Origin of the sequence: Paenibacillus sp. FSL W8-0439 (genome assembly GCF_038008995.1) — a bacterium.
GTDB classification, from domain to species: Bacteria; Bacillota; Bacilli; order Paenibacillales; family Paenibacillaceae; genus Paenibacillus; species Paenibacillus polymyxa.
Genome location: NZ_JBBPAK010000001.1, coordinates 2475763 through 2494516, shown reverse-complemented (window position 1 = coordinate 2494516; position 18754 = coordinate 2475763). Strand labels below are relative to the sequence as shown.

Sequence of the window (18754 nt, the reverse complement as noted above, 5' to 3'; positions counted from 1 at the left end):
TGCTTCATGGGGTCTGTACCCCTGTTGGAATGGTGCTTTGTTACGTAATTGAGCAATGTGTCGGAAAATTAATACTTTGCAGGCAAGGGCAGTCGGACAAGCCGCCGCCCTCTGCGCATGCAAAGTGAAATCATTTCTTTTTAGAAAACTGATTTAGAAAATAAAGTCGATGGAATCTGGCGAGAAGCCTTCCGGCTGCTCGCTCGAGTTCACCTGAATATCACTTAATAGCAAATCTGGATTAGCTCCAACCTGGGACAGGATCGCTATCAAATCTCCGGTTAATCGTTCAATAGCATCTACGCCAAACAGCTTTGTGCAATATTCGAAGGAACCCTTGATCTGCCCGTCTTCATCACTCATGGACAAGGTCAAATCGAATTTGGAAATACGATGCTCCTGAACATACGGACTAAAGGACAGTGTTTCAAGCTTCGCTTCCTGTGACTCCGTATTTTGCAGTACAAACATGGTGTCAAACAACGGATTACGGCTTGCATCCCGCGCTACATCCAGCTTTTCCACCAACTCCTCAAGCGGATAATCCTGATGCTCGAAGGCTTGTAGCGTACGTTCTCGGGCTTCCAGCAGGTAGCTGTGGAACGTTTGGTCGCCCTGCGGCTGGTGCCGGATGGCTAGTGTATTGACGAACATGCCGATCAGTGGCTCCAGTTCTGGTAACAAGCGGCCTGCTACCGGCGTACCGATGATCAAATCGTCCTGACCGCTGTATTTGGACAGCAGGACGGTATAGGCACTCAGTAGCACCATGTACAGCGTACTTCCGGTCTGTGCCGCGATTCGGCGCAGTTGCTCGGATACATTCGAGTCAACAGTAAATTCATACATTGCTCCCTCGAAGCTGCGAACAGCAGGTCTAGGGTAAGCAATCGGCAGCTCCAGTACAGGCAACTCTCCGGCTAAATGCTCCAGCCAGAACTGTTCCCGGCGTTGGTATGATTCACGCTGCATTTCCTGCTGCTGCCACACGGCATAGTCCTTGTACTGAATGGGCAGCGGCGCCAAGGCCTGTCCCTCGTACAATTGTCCCAGCTCCTGCACGATATTGTTAGACGACACACCGTCTGAAATAATATGGTGCATGTCGTACATCAGGAGGTGACGTTCGGGTCCGGTTTGAATGAGACGGACACGCAGCAGAGGTGCCTGCTGAAGATCGAAGCTGCGTACAAAAGACTCGATATAGGCTTCGGCTTCGGACTCATGGGCCTGCAGGCGCTCTACTGCAAACGCTACCTGATCGTAAACCCGCTGAACAACCTCGCCGTCCACCATTTCGAAGGAAGTTCGCAGCGTTTCATGGCGGGCTATTAACTGACGGAACGCATCCTCCAGTCGATCTGCCTGAAGCGGCCCCTCCACGACTAATACACCCGGCATATTGTAGCTGACCTCTCCACCTTCCAGATGGCTCAAAATATACAGTCGTTTTTGAGCCGAGGAAACCGGATAGTAAGACTGTTTGGCAGCTGTAGGGATCACCGTATAGGTGTCTGTGCCCTGCGCGGTGATCAGCTGGGCTTGCTGCTCAATCGTAAAGTGCTGGAACACCTCACGCAGTGTAATTCGGCTGCCCAGTTCCTGATGGATTTTGGCCACCAGCGTCGTGGCCCGCAGGGAGTGTCCACCCATATCGAAGAATGAGTCGGTGACTCCTACGCTGGACAGCTTCAAGACATCCTGCCAGATTTGGGCTAGCTTGGCCTCCAGTGGCGTCCGCGGTGCCACATACTCCAGGCCTCCTTCAAGGCGTGCTTCTGGTGCTGGCAATGCCTTCCGGTCGATTTTCCCGTTGGGCGTCAGCGGGAAACGATCCAGCTGTACCACATACGTCGGGATCATGTAATCCGGCAGCTTCGGCTGCAGCGCATTTCGCAGTTCCGGTAGACTCAGCGACTCCGAAGCTACGATATAGGCACACAGATCCTTGTGTCCGTCTTCGTTTTCCCATGCCGTGACTACGGCTTTCTGAATGCCGTCCACGGTCAGCAGCTGTGCTTCCACCTCGCCCAGCTCGATCCGATACCCGCGAATTTTAACCTGATGGTCGATCCGGCCTAAATACTCGATACTGCCATCCGGCAGCCACCGTGCCAGGTCGCCTGTCCGGTACATCCGGTTTGCGTAAGTGCTGTCCGCTGGATCAGCGGCCGTCGCATCAGCAAACGGATTCGGAACAAACTTCTCAGCCGTCAGTTCCGGCAGGTTGAGGTATCCTCGTGCGATACCTGCCCCTCCGATATAAAGTTCACCCGCGATACCGATCGGTACCAGCTGTTGTCGAGTGTTCAAGATGTACGCAGCCTGGTTGGCTATCGGCGTTCCGATGGATACCGTGTGCTCCCCTTTTTCCAGCAGTACATTCAGCGACTCTACATCTTCAATCGTATAGGCGGTTGCATCTACGGTCGCTTCGGTCGGACCATACACGTTCGTAATGACCGGACGATACCCGGACCATTTGTGTAGGAACCCCTGTACCAGCTGCACGGATAAAGCTTCGCCCCCGATCAGGTAATGCTTCACATCTGGCGCTTCTGTCACGCTGACGCTTTCGTTCAAAATATGCAGATGCGCTGGTGTGCCGTCCGACAGATCAATCCGGTGCATGCGATAGTACGCGATCAAATGCTCCCCGCTCAGGCTGACGTCACGGGATACCACATGCAGGGTATGACCTAGCAGCAAGCTGGCAAAGATCTGCTTCACCGAAGCGTCAAATACAAATGCGGACAGCCATGCGATGTGAAGCGGATGATCATACCGGCTGTATACTCGTTCATATAAAGCGTCTACCAGATTGCCGACACTGCCTTGCTCAATCATAACCCCTTTCGGCTGACCGGTTGTACCTGAGGTGTAAATCATATAGGCCAGGTTATGCAGGCCGGCGACAGGGATTAGGTTGCTCGCATCCTGTGCTCCCCATTGAGCTTGAACGCCCTCATCGTCAAGAACGATAGCTTGTACTGTCGATGGCAGTTCGAGTGACAGGTTGGCAACTCTGCTGGTGATCACGACCTTGGCCCCACTGTCTTGAAGCATATAGTCAATACGCTCCTGTGGATACATCGTATCCATTGGCACATACGCACCTCCGGCCTTCAGTACCCCCAGAATGCTCACCAGAATATCCGCAGAACGTTCCAGCAGTACGCCTACCGGTTGATCTGCTTCAACACCTTTCGCCCGTAGCACACGGGCTAATCGGTTCGCCTGCTCATTCAGCTCAGCGTAGGTTAGTGCTATATCGCCAGACACAACGGCTATCCGCTCAGGGTAGTCCTTCGCTTGTTCTTCAAAACGCTCGCTGAGTGACAGACCTTGCAGTGTTCCACGCACGCTGTGCGCGTTCGAATCATTGAACACCTTCAGAATCTGTTCGGTTTCTTCGGTCGTAATCAGTTCCAGCTCACCCAGCTTCGCATCCGGGTTTGCCGCCACGGCTTCGGCTAAGCGAATAAAGTGACGTGTCATCCGTTCAACGGTTTCCCGTTGATACAACGCAGTTGCATATTGCAATCCGAACTGGATGCCTGCCTCTTCCTCTCTGGCTTCCAGCGTGAAGTCAAACTTCGCCGGTGTTTGCTCCAAGCCGTATGGACGGAAGCTCAGGTCTGCCAGTTGCAGCTCGCCTTCCTCCGTCGTTTGCAGGGTAAACATCGTATCGAACAGCGGATGGCGACTCATATCCCGCTTCACATTCAGCTTTTCCACCAGTTCCTCAAATGGATAGTCCTGATGTTCGTAGGCTTGCAGAGCCTGAACCTTCACTTCTTCCACGTAGCTGCGGAAGGTATGTTCCGCTGTCGGATAGTTTCGCAATGCCAACGTACCGACGAACATCCCGAGGATTGGCTCCAAATCGGCATGCGGTCGTCCGGCAATCGGCGTGCCGACAACGATGTCCTCTTGGCCGCTGTATTGATGCAAGAGTGCGGTGTACGCCGCCAGCAGCACCATATACAGCGTAGAGCCTGTGTGCGCCGCCAGTTCCTTCAGGCGTTCGCTCACTTCGCGTTCCAGCCCAAACACCACGGTATCGCCTGCCGTACTTCGTATCGACGGACGGGCAAAGTCTGTCGGTAAATCCAGCACAGGCAGTTCCCCCCGGAAGGTGTCGAGCCAGTAGGCTTCCTGGCGCTGCATCCATTCCTGATGGGTCTCACTTTGTTGCCATACAGCATAATCTTTGTACTGAATCCGCAATGGCGCTAGCTGTTCACCGTCATACAAGCGGACAAATTCATTAGTTAGTACCCCCATGGACACGCCATCCGAAACGATGTGGTGCATGTCGAGCATGAGTACATGCTGCGGTTCCTGCCCTGCTCCTGATACGCCTAGATCTACCAAGCCTACCCGCAGCAGCGGTGCAGCTTTGAGATCAAACGGACGGACAAAGCAACTCACCAGCTCTTGTACTTCCTTGTTGACCCTCGTGTCTGTGTCCGTAGTCGCACCCTCAGCTTGTACCTTCGTAAATTCGACCTCGAACGGTACGGTGTCCTCAATAGACTGCACTGGCTCGCTGTCCACCAGATCAAAGCGGGTACGCAACGTCGCATGACGGGCAATCAGTTGACGGAATACGTCCTCCACTCGCTTCACGTCCAGCGGACCGTTCACTTGCAGCACCGATGGCATGTTGTAGTTCACATCATGTGGATCGAACTGATGCAACACATACAGTCGTTTTTGCGCTGAGGACAAGGGATAGAAGCTGCGCTCTTCCGTTACTGGAATGGACGCATACGTCACTTGATCCAGCTGTTCCAGTACGACTGCCAGTTGCTCAATCGTTGGTGCTTCAAAAATACTGCGCAGTGGAAGCGGCTTGTTCAGTTCCTTGTGAATCTTCGAGGCCAGTGTGGTCGCCCGCAGCGAGTGTCCGCCAATCTCGAAGAAGTTTTCCTTCACACCGACCTGAGTGAGGCCTAGTACATCCTGCCAAATTTGCGCCAGTTTCACTTCCACCCACGTTCGCGGTGCGACATAGTCGGCTCCGGTTTGCAGGCTACCTTCAGGTGCTGGTAGAGCCTTGCGGTCGATTTTACCATTCGGTGTCAGCGGCATCTGCTCCAGCTGTACCAAGAAAGAAGGCACCATGTAGTTGGGCAGCTCCTCACCCAGTAAACTGCGCAGTTCACCAGCACTTACTTCTCTTTCAGCGACGTAGTACGCCACCAGTTGATTTTGTCCCTGCTCGTCCGCTTGGGCCAGTACAATGACCTCTTGTACGTCCTCCACTTTCAATATTTGCGCCTCGACTTCGCCCAGCTCAATCCGGTAACCCCGGATCTTTACTTGATGGTCAATCCGGCCCAAGTATTCGATGTTTCCGTCTGGCATCCATCTTGCCAAGTCGCCTGTGCGGTACATCCGCTCATACCCAGCTTCGCCAGCCGCAAACGGATTCGGTACAAATTTCTCCGCCGTCAGCTCTGGACGATCCAGGTAACCACGTGCCAGACCCGGACCAGACACGCACAGCTCACCCGCTACGCCTATCGGAGCCAAATGCCCGTGTACATCTACCATGTATACCCGATGATTCGGCACAGGACGTCCAATGGAAATCAGCTGTCCTGCTCTCTCATCCTTGGATACCGGCCAGATGGATGTCGCTACCGAGTTTTCGGTTGGACCATAGCCATTGTAGTACGCCACCTGATCCTTCCACTTGTATACCAGCTCTGTTGAAGCGGCTGAACCCGCAGTGACCAGAATACGCAGATTTGGCATCCGCTGCGGCTCCAGATACACCGCATAGGTAGGCGGCAAAGCTGCCACCGTGATGTGGTGATCCGCCATATATTGTTCAAACCGTTCGTAGTCCAAAATCGTCTCTGACGTTGGCACGTACAACGTGGCTCCGCAGAATAGAGCTTGGAAGATTTCCCAGCAAGCCGCATCAAACGAGTAGCTGGCGAACAGCAACATATGATCTGAGGTACTGATCTCGAATTCCTGATCAAAATAGGTTTTCAGATTGCATAACCCGTGATGCTCCAGCATAACACCCTTCGGCTGCCCCGTTGTCCCCGATGTATAGATCACATACGCTAGATCGTTCGGACCGGACAACGGCTCCAGGTTAGAACCATCCTCGTGATACACACTTTGTGCCCCATTCAGCACCAGCATGTGACCGTCAAAGGCTACCTTGTCCACCAGATGGCTTTGCGTCAACAACAGCTCTGTTCCCGAGTCGTCCAACATATAGCGGATACGCTCCTCTGGGTACGTCGGATCGATTGGGACATATGCACCTCCGGCTTTCAAAATGCCTAACATACCCACGATCATGTCTATCGAGCGTTCGGTCATCAGACCCACCAAACGATCTTTCGTCACGCCTTGACTGCGCAAGGTACGAGCCAGACGATTCGCGCGTTCATTCAGTTCGCGATAACTCAGTTGCTCTCCTTCGAAGTACAACGCTGGCTGCTCTGGTGTGTGCGCCGTTTGTGTCTCAAACAGACCATGGATCGTTTGCTCGCTTGGATACTCGGCGGCTGTATCTCCCCATACGCTGAGAATTTGCTCGCGTTCCTGCTCGCTTAACACATCCAGCTCTTGCACTCGAATGTCCGGCTTTGCTACCACCTGCTCCAACAACTGTATCAAATGCCCCTGAGTCCGTTCCACGGCTTCCCGATCAAATAACTTCGTATTGTATTCGAATCGGATTTTCATCGCTTCCTGCGGCATAACGACCAGATTGAAATCATAGTTCGTTTGTTCAATCATGCCTGCATTGTTGATTACAAAATCCGACGTTGCACCTTCGCCAAGCTGCTCGACCTGCTCCTCCACCGGATAGTTTTCAAACACGATAATGTGGTTGATCAGCTCTTGCTTTTGCTCGGTTAAGGCTTGAATTTCATACAGCGGATACGTTTCATAATCTTGAGAAGCCAGCGCCTGCTGCTGATTTACTCTGATCAGGTCGGCAAAGGTGTCCTCAGCTCCACTGCGGATACGTACGGGAATGGTGTTAATGAACAAGCCCACCATATTTTCGATCCCCGGAATATCAGCCGGACGACCCGACACGACACCGCCAAATATGGCATCATCACTACCGTTGTACTTTTGAAGCAGTAAGCCCCAGGCTGTTTGCAGTAATGTATTCGGGGTCACGTGGTACTGCTTGGCTACCATTTCCATACGCCCTGTCAAATCCTTACCTAGATCGCACAGCACATGCTCAAATTGTGCACCGTCCGCTTTCGCGCCGACTTTTCCGGTTGGAATCGACGTTTGTTGATCATAGCCCAGCAAATAATCTTTCCAGTATGAGGCTGCTGCTTCTACATCCTGGGCTTCAAGCCACTCAATATACTGACTGTATGGAGTCACCGGGGCGAGCTTTGGTTCTCTATGTTCTACGGCTGCAAAATAAGCCTCAAACACCTCATCCGTTACTAACGCCACACACCAGCCATCCATTAGGATGTGATGAGAGCTCCACACAAAGTAATAATCCTCATCACCTGTCCGTAAAATGGCCACGCGCATCAACGCATCCCGGGACAAATCGAATCCGGCTGCCTTGTCCTGGCGAATAAATTCCTTCACATACGCGTCACGTTCCTGATCATCCAAATGACGCAAATCTTCATAGCTGAAACCAACATCCTTGCGCCGGAAAATCACCTGCACGGGCTCATCCTGCCAGCCGCTAATGAAATTAGCTCTAAAGATCTCATGCCGCTGCGCCAAATGATTCAAGCTATCTTGGAAAATATCTGCTTGGAAGCGACCACGCAAGTCAAAGGTCGTTTGTTCAAAATAAGCCCCTGACGCTGCATCCATCAGGCTATGGAACAACATGCCTTTTTGCATCGGTGTCAAGGCATATACATTTTCCAGTTCCCCGATGTCACGAGTCCGCTCTACTAACTGATCCAGCTCGGCCAAGGTTACATGTTTAAGCTTGACATCGCTTGGCGTCAGCTCCTGCTGTTTGCGACCCGCGCAATGTGCGATGATTTCCTGCAGGCTGGTTCTGAGCGCTTCGGCTAGCTGCTCCATCGTTTCCTTGCGATATTCCTGATGGCTGTAGCTGATCGTCAATTGCAATTGACCTTCTGAAATCAGTCCGTTCAGATCCAGCGTGTGCGATCTGGCTGCATGTGCGCTCAGCTCGGCACCGCTAGCGTAAGGAGACACGCCAATGGATTGATTTTGCATATCCTGATCAAATTGTCCCAAATAGTTAAAGCTGATTTCAGGTTCGGTTCCAAAACGCTCTTGCTCACATGCTGCGGACAGGTATCTCAGCATACCGTAGCCAATACCCTTTTGCGGAATCCGGCGTAACCCTTCTTTCACCTGTTTGATGCGCTGTGAAAGGTCTTGGCTCACACTCATATCCAGCACAACCGGGAATTGGGTCGTAAACCAGCCTACCGTGCGCGTAATATCCAGCTCGGGCAGAATGGATTCCCGTCCATGGCCTTCCAGGTTGACGAGCACTCGTTCAATCCCCGCCCAGCGATGAATAGCCAGGCCGAGTGCGGTCAGCAGCAAATCATTCATATCCGTGTTGTAGGCACGATGTGCTTGTTTTAACAGCTGCTCCGTTTCTTGAGCTGTCCACGTGACTGTCATGAGCTCGCTGTCTTTATTCAAGGAATGAGAAGGGGATTCGTCTTTTGGAAGCGGCTCATACACACCTTGTTCTACTTCTTGCCAGAAGGCGAGCTCTGCTGCCATTTCTGGGCCGTTCGCATAGTGAGACTGTCCCTCAGCCCAGGTACGGAACGAATCCGTTTTGTGCGGAAGACGAGTCGGTTGTCCGTTCAATGCTTGTTCGTAGGCTGTCGTAAGATCCTCGAACAAAATGCGCCAAGAAACGGTATCTACTACTAAGTGATGAATAACCATCAGCAAATGATCTCCATCTGGGCAATGGAACAGCCCCAGCTTCACCAGCGGTCCTTCGCTTAAATGAATCCCCGCCTGAATTTCATTCGCTTTGGCCTCGATCGCCGCAGACACTTCCGACTCATGGCTGAAGTCTATGCGTTCCAGCGTATACAGCTCACCCTCGCCAATGGCGCGGTTCCAGGCTTCATACCCGTGTTCGGTAGGACGGAAAACGATCCGCAGTGCATCGTGATGACTAACCATTTGATCCATCGCTGTACGCAGTGCCGCTTCATCAAAACCATCCTTGCTATGCAGCATGATGGACTGGTTGTGATGATGAGCATCCGCCAGGTTTTGCTCCAAGAACCAGTGTTGAACGGGTGTCAGCTTCACAGCGCCTACCACTTCACTCTGATCCGCCAATCGGGTAACGGATTGGACTTTCAGCGCCAATGCAGACACCGTTGGATGGCTGAACAGGTCTTTCATCTCCAGTCGATAACCTGCTTGTAGCAAGCGGGACGATACTTGCAGCGCTTTGATCGAATCGCCGCCCAGCTCGAAGAAGTTATCCTGCGTGCCTACGGCCTCCACGCCGAGCACTCCGGCCCATACCGCAGCCAATACTTGCTCCACCTTGGTACGCGGGGCTACATAGGCTGCTCCCGTATGGATGCTGCCTTCCGGTTCTGGCAAGGTCTTACGGTCAATTTTGCCGTTGCTGGTCAGCGGGATCGTCTCCAGTCGCATCAGGCGTGCTGGCACCATGTGCGCTGGCAGTCCGGCTTCCAGCGTGGCCTGTACTTCCTCGATCCGCAGCTCGGTTTCTCCCGTGATGTATCCGCACAAATACTTGTGTCCACGCTCGTCCGTCCGGTCGATGACTACGGCTTGACGCACACCCGGTACCCGCTGGATCGCCGTTTCAATCTCGCCCAGCTCGATCCGATAGCCCCGGATTTTGACTTGATAGTCCATCCGGCCGATAAAGTCTACATTGCCGTCCGGCATCCACCGCGCCAAATCGCCGGTGCGATACAAACGTTCACCCGGTACGTACGGGTTCGCTACGAATTTCTCGGCTGTCAGGTCCGCACGGTTCAGGTACCCCCGTGCGACCCCGATGCCGCCGATGCACAACTCGCCCAGTACACCGATCGGTACCGGATTCAGCTGGCTGTCCACGATGTAGAAGCGTGCGTTCAGCCACGCCTGTCCAATCGGCACATTCCCGCTGCTTGGCAGCTTCGACAGCTCTTCGTCGTAGAAGCTGGAGTCGATCGCCGCTTCCGTGACGCCATAGCTGTTGATGATACGGATATCTGCGCCAAACCGTTCTTGCAGCACTCGGTAGTCCGTCACGCTACAGCTATCCGAGCTCGTGATCAGCAGCTCCAAACTGCTCATGTCCAGTCCGTGTTCATGCACATGCTGCATAAACGGTACGATCAGGGCTGGCGTCGATTCGAACACGGTAATCTGATAATCACGAATCCAGCCATATAGACGGCTTGGATCAATGCGATCCTCTTTCGGACAGATGACCATCGTGCCGCCGTTATAGAGCGTCCGTGCAATATCGCCGACGAACACGTCGAAGGAGAAGCTCGCCAGTTGCAGCAGACGTACCGGGAACTGGTTCAGACGGTAATCCCGGCGATAGGCCGCAGCCGTGTTCACCAAGCTGCGATGCTCGATCATGACGCCTTTTGGACGTCCCGTTGTACCGGACGTATAGATCACATACGCCAGATCGTGCGACTCGTTGATGTGATCGACGTCTGTCACATCTCCGGTATACAGCGACTCATCGTCTAATGCTAGTACGGTGTGCAGACGCAGCCCTGTTGCCAGCTCGGATGCTGCTTCGCGGTTAGGTGGCGAATCTGATTTCAAGCTTACACCCTCATTGAGGCTGTCTCTTTCCATCGTTTCAGCGCTAACCGCTGTTTCCAACTCACCCTCGGTCTTTCCTTCGCCCAGAGCCCCTTGGCTTTCATTCAGCCATGCTTGCGTGCGCTCCTGCAAACTGGTTTGGGTCAACAGCACCGTCGCACCGCTGTCCTCCAGCATGAAACGAATGCGTTCGGACGGATAGTCTGCATCCAGCGGCACGTAGGCGCCTCCAGCCTTCCATACCGCTAGTACGCCGACCAGCATGTCTACCGAGCGTTCACTTAGAATGCCGACAATGGATTCGCGTCCAATGCCTTCTTTTCGCAGTCTGCGCGTCAATTGGTTCGCACGCTCGTTCAGCTGGCGGTACGTAAGCTGCTGCTCCTCGTACACCACCGCCACATGATCTGGCACAAGCTGTGCCTGTTCTTCCACATAGGCATGGAATAAGACTTCTGCTTCAGCCGCAACCTCCGATACGCCTACATCTCCAAAACCATAGAGGATTTGTGCCTTCTCCTCGACAGTTACCATATCCAGAGCTGCCAGTGGCTGCTGTGGATGAAGTGTAATGGCACGTACGAGTTCGGTAAAATGCTGTGCCAAGCGTGCGATGGTCTCCGGCTTGTACAGCGCCGTGCTGTATTCCAAACTACACAGAATACCTTCTGGCTGCTCTACGGCATCCAAGGTCAGATCGAATTTGGACGTAGGATTATCCGTCGGATACGGCTTGAAGGTCAGACCTTCCAGTTCGAACTCCTGCTGCTCAAATGTTTTCAACTCAAACATGGTGTCAAACAGTGCATTCCGGCTCGTATCCCGTGTTAAATTCAGCTTTTCAACCAGCTCTTCAAACGGATATTCCTGATGCTCATACGCACGGAGCGCATGCTCTTTGACCTCTTGCAGATAGTCCAGGAACGTTTTGTCGCCAGACGGATAATTGCGGATCGCCAGCGTGTTGAGGAATACCCCTACCAGGCTCCCCAGTTCCGCATGTGGTCTTCCGGCAATCGGCGTGCCGACAATGATGTCCTCTTGACCCGTGTATTTATGCAAGAGCGTACTATACGCTGCCAGCAACACCATGTACAAGGTGGAGCCGGTTTGCGCGGCCAGCTGTTTCAACCGCTCACTGTCCTCCATACAGATCGCAAACTCAAATCGAGTTCCTTCCAGACGCTGTACAGCAGGTCTTGTAAAATCCGTCGGCATATCCAGCGCCGGAATCTCACCAGACATGGTGTTCAGCCAGTAGCTTTCTTGCGCACGCAGACGTTCACTTTGCATATCTGCATGCTGCCAAACCGCATAGTCCTTGTACTGAATCCGAAGTGGCGACAGCTCCTTGCCTTCATACAATTGAGAAAACTCCTGCACGATAATGCCCTCCGTCACGCCATCCGAAATAATATGATGCATGTCATAGAGCATAACGTGACGCCCCGGTCCGTTTTCGATCAACTGAACCCGCAGTAACGGTGCTTGTGCGAGATCAAATGCACGTACAAAGTCCTGTGCGTACTGCGGTGTCTCTTCTTCGCTTGCTTGCACATATTCCACGCTGAATGGAGCGCTGGATTCAATCCGCTGAATCACCTCACCATCCACCATATCGAATCGGGTTCGGAGGGCTTCATGACGGGCAATCAGCTGGCGGAAGGCTTGTTCCAGTCGTTTTTTATCCAAGGAGCCTTCGATAATCAACGCTCCTGGCATGTTGTAGCTAACCTCTCCCCCTTCCAGGTGACTCAAAACGTACATCCGTTTTTGTGCCGAGGAAACGGGGTAATATTCGCGCTCCTCTGCCACAGGTATGGATACATACGTTTGCTGGGTCTGATCTTCATCCATTACCTGTACCAATTGTTCAATCGTCGGATATTGGAAAATATCTCGCAAGGCCAGCTTGTGATTCAGCTCCTGATGAATTTTCGCCATCAGGGTGGTAGCGCGCAGCGAATGTCCTCCCACTTCAAAGAAGTTATCCTGGATGCCTATTTGGTGATGATTCAGAACGCTTTTCCAAATACGTACCAGCTGCTCTTCCAGCTCTGTGCGCGGCGCCACGTACTTCGTGCCTCCTTCGAGACGTGTTTCTGGCGCTGGCAACGCTTTGCGATCAATTTTTCCGTTTGGTGTCAGCGGGAAACGATCCAGGGGTACGACGTAGGTCGGGATCATATAGCCCGGCAGTTTGGGCTGCAGTGTGCTGCGCAGCTCCGGCAAATTCAGCGCCTCCGAGGCTACGACATACGCACACAGATCTTTGTCTCCGTCTTCGTTTTCCCAGGCGGTGACGATCGCTTTCTCAATGCCAGCCACAGTCAGCAGCTGCGCTTCCACCTCGCCCAGTTCGATCCGGAAGCCCCGGATTTTGACCTGATCATCCATCCGGCCGATAAAGTCCACATGGCCGTCTGGCATCCACCGCGCCAAGTCGCCGGTACGATACAGTCGTTCACTCGGCATGTACGGGTTCGCTACGAATTTCTCCGCCGTCAGGTCCGCACGGTTCAGGTACCCCCGTGCGACCCCGGCTCCGCCAATGCATAGCTCGCCCAGTACACCAATCGGCACCGGATTCAGCTGGCTGTCCACAATGTAGAAGCGTGCGTTCAGCCACGCCTGTCCAATTGGCACGTTACCGCTGCTTGGCAGCTTCGACAACTCTTCGTCATAGAAGCTGGAGTCAATCGCCGCTTCCGTAACACCGTAGCTGTTGATGATACGGATATCCGCGCCAAACCGCTCCTGCAGCACTCGGTAGTCTGTCACGCTGCAGCTGTCTGAGCTCGTGATGAGCAGCTCTAGACTACTCATATCTAGTACGTGTTCATGCACATGCTGCATAAACGGTACGATCAAAGCTGGAGTCGATTCGAACACCGTAATTTGATAATCACGAATCCATCCGTGGAGACGGCTAAAATCAATCCGGTCGTCTTTCGGACAGATGACCATCGTTCCCCCGTTATAGAGTGTCCGCGCAATATCGCCGACGAACACGTCGAAGGAGAAGCTGGCCAGTTGTAGCAGTCGTACCGGGAATTCGCTCAGGCGGTAATCCCGACGATAGGCCGCAGCGGTATTCACCAAGCTGCGATGTTCGATCATGACACCTTTTGGACGTCCGGTTGTCCCCGACGTGTAGATCACATACGCCAGATCCTGCGGTTCGTTAATATGATCGACGTCTGTCGTATCTCCGGTGTACAGTGACTCATTATCCAATGCCAGTACGGTGTGCAGACGCAGCCCTGTTGCTGGCTCGGAGGCTGCTTCGCGGTCAGGTGGCGAATCTGATTTCAAGCTTACGCCTTCACTCAGGTTGTCCCTTTCCATCATTTCAGCACCAGCTGCTGTTTCCAATTCACCCTCAGTCTGCCCTCCGGCCAAGGCCTGTTGGCTTTCCTCCAGCCATACCTGGGCACGCTCTTGCAATCTCGTTTGGGTCAACAGTACCGTCGCACCGCTGTCCTCCAGCATGAAACGAATCCGTTCGGATGGATAGTCTGCATCCAGCGGCACATAGGCGCCTCCGGCTTTCCACACCGCCAATACGCCGACCAGCATGTCTACCGAGCGTTCACTCAAAATGCCGACAATCGATTCGCGTCCAATGCCTTCCTTTCGCAATTTACGCGCCAATTGGTTCGCACGCTCGTTCAGTTTGCGGTACGTCAGCTGTTGCTCCTCGTACACCACCGCCACGTGATCTGGTACAAGCTGGGCTTGTTCTTCCACAAAGGCATGGAACAGGGCTCCCGCTTCAACAGCATCAGCACCTAATACCCCCACATTTCCAAATCCATCGATGAGTTGCTCTTTTTCCTCGGCGGTTACCATATTCAAAACTGCCAGGGGCTGCTGTGGATGATAGGCAATAGCTCGAATGATTTCCGCAAAATGCTGTGCCAATCGCGTCATGGTCTCCGGCTTATACAGCGCCGTGCTGTATTCCAGACGGCACAGAATGCCTTCGGGCTGCTCTATGGCCTCCAAGCTCAGATCAAACTTGGCCGTATGATTGTCCAGTGGATAGGAGCTCAAGGTCAGACCTTTCAGCTCGAACTCCTGCTGCTCTATTGTTTTCAGCTCAAACATCGTGTCAAACAGCGCATTCCGGCTCGTATCCCGCGTTACATTCAGTTTTTCAACCAGTTCTTCAAACGGATAGTCCTGATGCTCATACGCACGGAGCGCATGCTCTTTGACCTCCTGCAGATAATCCAGGAACGACTTGTCGCTGGACGGATAATTGCGCATCGCCAGCGTGTTGATGAATACACCGACCAGACTCTCCAGTTCGGCATGCGGTCGTCCGGCAATCGGTGTGCCAACGACGATGTCCTCTTGGCCTGTGTATTTGTGTAAGAGCGTGGTGTACGCCGCCAACAACACCATATACAGAGTAGCGCCGGTGTGTGCCGCCAGTTCTTTCAGGCGTTCACTAACCTCACGTTCCAGTACAAATTCGATCGTATCCCCTGCCGTACTCTGCACCGCTGGGCGGGCAAAGTCAGTGGAGAGATCCAGTACAGGTAGTTCTCCTTGGAAGGTGTCAAGCCAGTACGCTTCCTGACGCTGCATCCATTCCTGATGGGCCTCGCTTTGCTGCCATACTGCATAATCTTTGTACTGAATCCGCAAAGACGCTAGCTCTTCACCGCCATACAAGCGGACAAACTCATCGGTCAGGACCTCCATGGACACCCCATCCGAGACGATATGGTGCATGTCGAGCATGAGCAAATGCTGGGATTCCTGCTTCGCTCCTTGAACGCCCAGATCCACCAAGCCTACCCGCAGCAGCGGCGCAGCTTTGAGATCAAACGGACGGACAAAGCGCCGTACCAACTCTTGTGCTTCTATGTTGACCATGGTGTACGTATCTGTAGTTGTGTCCTGATCTGTGTCCACAGTCGCACCCGCTGCTTGTACCTTCGTATATTCCACCTCGAACGGCACAGTGTCCTCAATCCATTGCATCGGCTCACTGTCGATTAGCTCAAAGCGGGTACGCAAGGTTGCATGGCGGGCAATCAGTTGACGGAATACATGTTCCACTCGTTTCACATCCAGCGGACCGCTCACTTGCAGCACCGACGGCATGTTGTAATTCACATCCTGCGGGTCGAACTGATGCAGCACATACAGTCGCTTTTGTGCCGAGGACAGTGGATAGAAGCTGCGCTCCTCCGTCACCGGAATGGACGCATACGCCACCTGATCCACACCTTCCAGAACGGCTGCCAGCTGCTCAATCGTTGGCGCTTTAAAAATGCTGCGCAGAGGAAGTGGCTTGTTCAGCTCTTGGTGAATCTTCGAGGCCAGTGTCGTCGCCCGCAGCGAGTGTCCACCCATCTCAAAGAAGTTTTCCTTCACGCCGACCTGCGCCAGACCCAGTACATCCTGCCAAATTTGTGTCAGCTTCACTTCCACCCACGTCCGCGGTGCGACATAGTCGGCTCCGCTTTGCAGGCTGCCTTCCGGTGCCGGCAGGACCTTGCGGTCAATTTTTCCATTGGGACTCAGCGGCATTTGCTTCAGCTGTACAAAGTACGATGGGACCATGTAGCTTGGCAGCTCCCGGCCCAGCTCACTTCTCAGCTCGCTGGCACGGATTTCTTGCCCCGCGACATAGTACGCCACCATTTGTTTTTGGCCCGTTTCATCCGCACGAGCCATGACCACCGCTTCTCGTACCGATTCCACTTGGAGTAGCTGCGTTTCGACCTCGCCCAGCTCAATTCGGTACCCCCGGATTTTCACCTGATGGTCAATCCGGCCTAAGTATTCAATGTTGCCGTCTGGCATCCATCTCGCCAAATCACCAGTGCGGTACATCCGTTCATACCCAGCTTCCCCGCCGGCAAACGGATCGGCAACGAATTTCTCGGCCGTTAGCTCCGGACGGTTCAGGTAACCGCGGGCTACGCCGACACCGCCGATGCACAGTTCCCCTGCTACCCCAATCGGCTGCAATTGCTCCGTGCCTTCCTTCACGATGTACAGACGGATATTTTGAATCGGTTTTCCGATCGGGATCACCGCATATGCCTCATCCGGCTCGCAATCGAAGTACGATACGTCCACCGTTGCTTCGGTTGGGCCATACAGGTTGACTAGCTTCGCTCCGGCCAGGCTCGATACGAGCCGCTGGAACCGGGCCACATGCTGTGGCGGCAACGCTTCACCACTGGCAAAGACATGGCGCAGCGTGCCCAGCTTCGCCTGCATCACTTCTCGTGGCTGCTGCTCCACATACTCCAGAAATGCATGCAGCATCGCCGGTACAAAGTGCATCGTAGTCACGCCGTCGCGGGCAATCGTGTCCACGATGTCTTCCGGGTTCTTTTCCCCGCCGACCGACAGCAGGCTTACCTTCGAGCCGACCATCGACCACCAGAACAGCTCCCACACCGACACATCGAAGGTGAAGGCGGTCTTTTGCAGGATCGTATCTTTCGCGCTTAGGCCATAACGTTCATGCATCCACAAAATCCGGTTCAGCACGGAATGGTGCTCCACCATCACGCCCTTCGGTTTTCCGGTCGAACCGGAGGTATAAATGACATAGGCAACATGATGCGGTCCAGCCAGTAGCTCCAAATTTGATCCGTCTTCGTGATAAATGTTCTTGCCGTCCTGCTTCTGACGATCCAGCACCAGCACCTGGCCGTCGAAACTCAGCGAGGCTTGCTCCGCCAGATGCGCTTGCGTCAGCACCAGCTTCGCGCCCGAGTCCTCCAGCATAAAGCGGATACGATCGGCCGGATATTCTGGATCAATCGGCACATAGGCTCCGCCGGCCTTCAGGATCGCGTAGATGCCTACGATCATGTCCAGTGAACGGTGGACCAGAATACCCACGGGCTGATCCGGCTGAACCCCTTGCGCACGCAAGGTCCGGGCCAAACGGTTAGCCCGTTCGTTCAGCTCCGCGTAGGTCAACGACTCTGCACCACACAGTACCGCCACTTGCTCCGGTGTATTCGCTACCTGCTGCTCAAACAGACTGCTTAGCGTCTGATCCTGCGGATAGGCTGCTGCCGTATCTCCCCACACCTGAACGATCTGTGCCTGCTCTTCCGCTGTCACCAATGCCAGCTCATTCACTCGGATATGCGGATTGTCAATAATTTGCTCGATGACATGCAGTACATGTCCCTGCATCCGCTCGATCGTAGACCGATCGTACACATTCGCGTTGTATCTAAACATGATCCGGAAGGTTTCATCTGGCATCACAATCAAGTCCAGATCATAGTTCGTTTGCTCGACAACCTCTACATTCGTAATGTCAAACGCGGATGGACGAGCTTCACCCAGCTGCTCAACTTGTTCCTCGACCGGATAGTTCTCAAACACCATAATGTGGTTAATCAGATTTTGCTGCTGCTCGGTCAGCGCCTGAATCTCATACAGCGGGAAGCTGTCATAGACGCCTGAAGCCAGCGCTTGCTCCTGCGTTTTGCGCATGATGTCCACAAACGTGGCATTTCGCTCACTTTGAATCCGCACTGGGATGGTATTAATGAACAGGCCGATCATATGCTCTACGCCCGGAATATCCGTCGGACGTCCAGATACGACACTGCCGAATACAACATCCTCGTTGTTGTTATATTGCTGCAAAATAAGGCCCCACACGCTCTGCATCAGCGTATTGATCGTGACTTGCTGCTGCTTCGCAATCCGGTACATAGCTTCGCTCCACGTTGGATCCAGCTCTACCGTTATTTTTTCAGAAACATATTTGCTGGTATCGCTTGTTGTCGTAGACAGAACACTTTCGCTGCTATCCGCCACGTGGTCTTTGGATAAAGTATCCGCTCCAGGTAACAACGTCTGCTGTTCAAAGCCCGCCAAATAGCTGCTCCAATACTCTTTTGCCGCACGTTCATCTTGGCGCTCTAGCCATTCGATATATTGGCCATACGGTGTGATC

The 18754-nt window shown here is 53.5% G+C and carries 1 protein-coding gene (cut by a window edge); it reads right to left on the bottom strand.

Annotated elements, in window-relative coordinates:
* Nucleotides 1-153: 153 nt before the first annotated feature.
* A protein-coding gene (locus tag MKX36_RS10865; RefSeq protein WP_340864649.1) for a non-ribosomal peptide synthase/polyketide synthase crosses the window boundary here: on the bottom strand, nucleotides 154-18754 show its 3' portion. Its footprint extends 23780 nt past the window's final position; only the last 18601 of its 42381 coding nucleotides appear in the window; the start codon falls outside the window, past its right edge; its stop codon occupies nucleotides 154-156.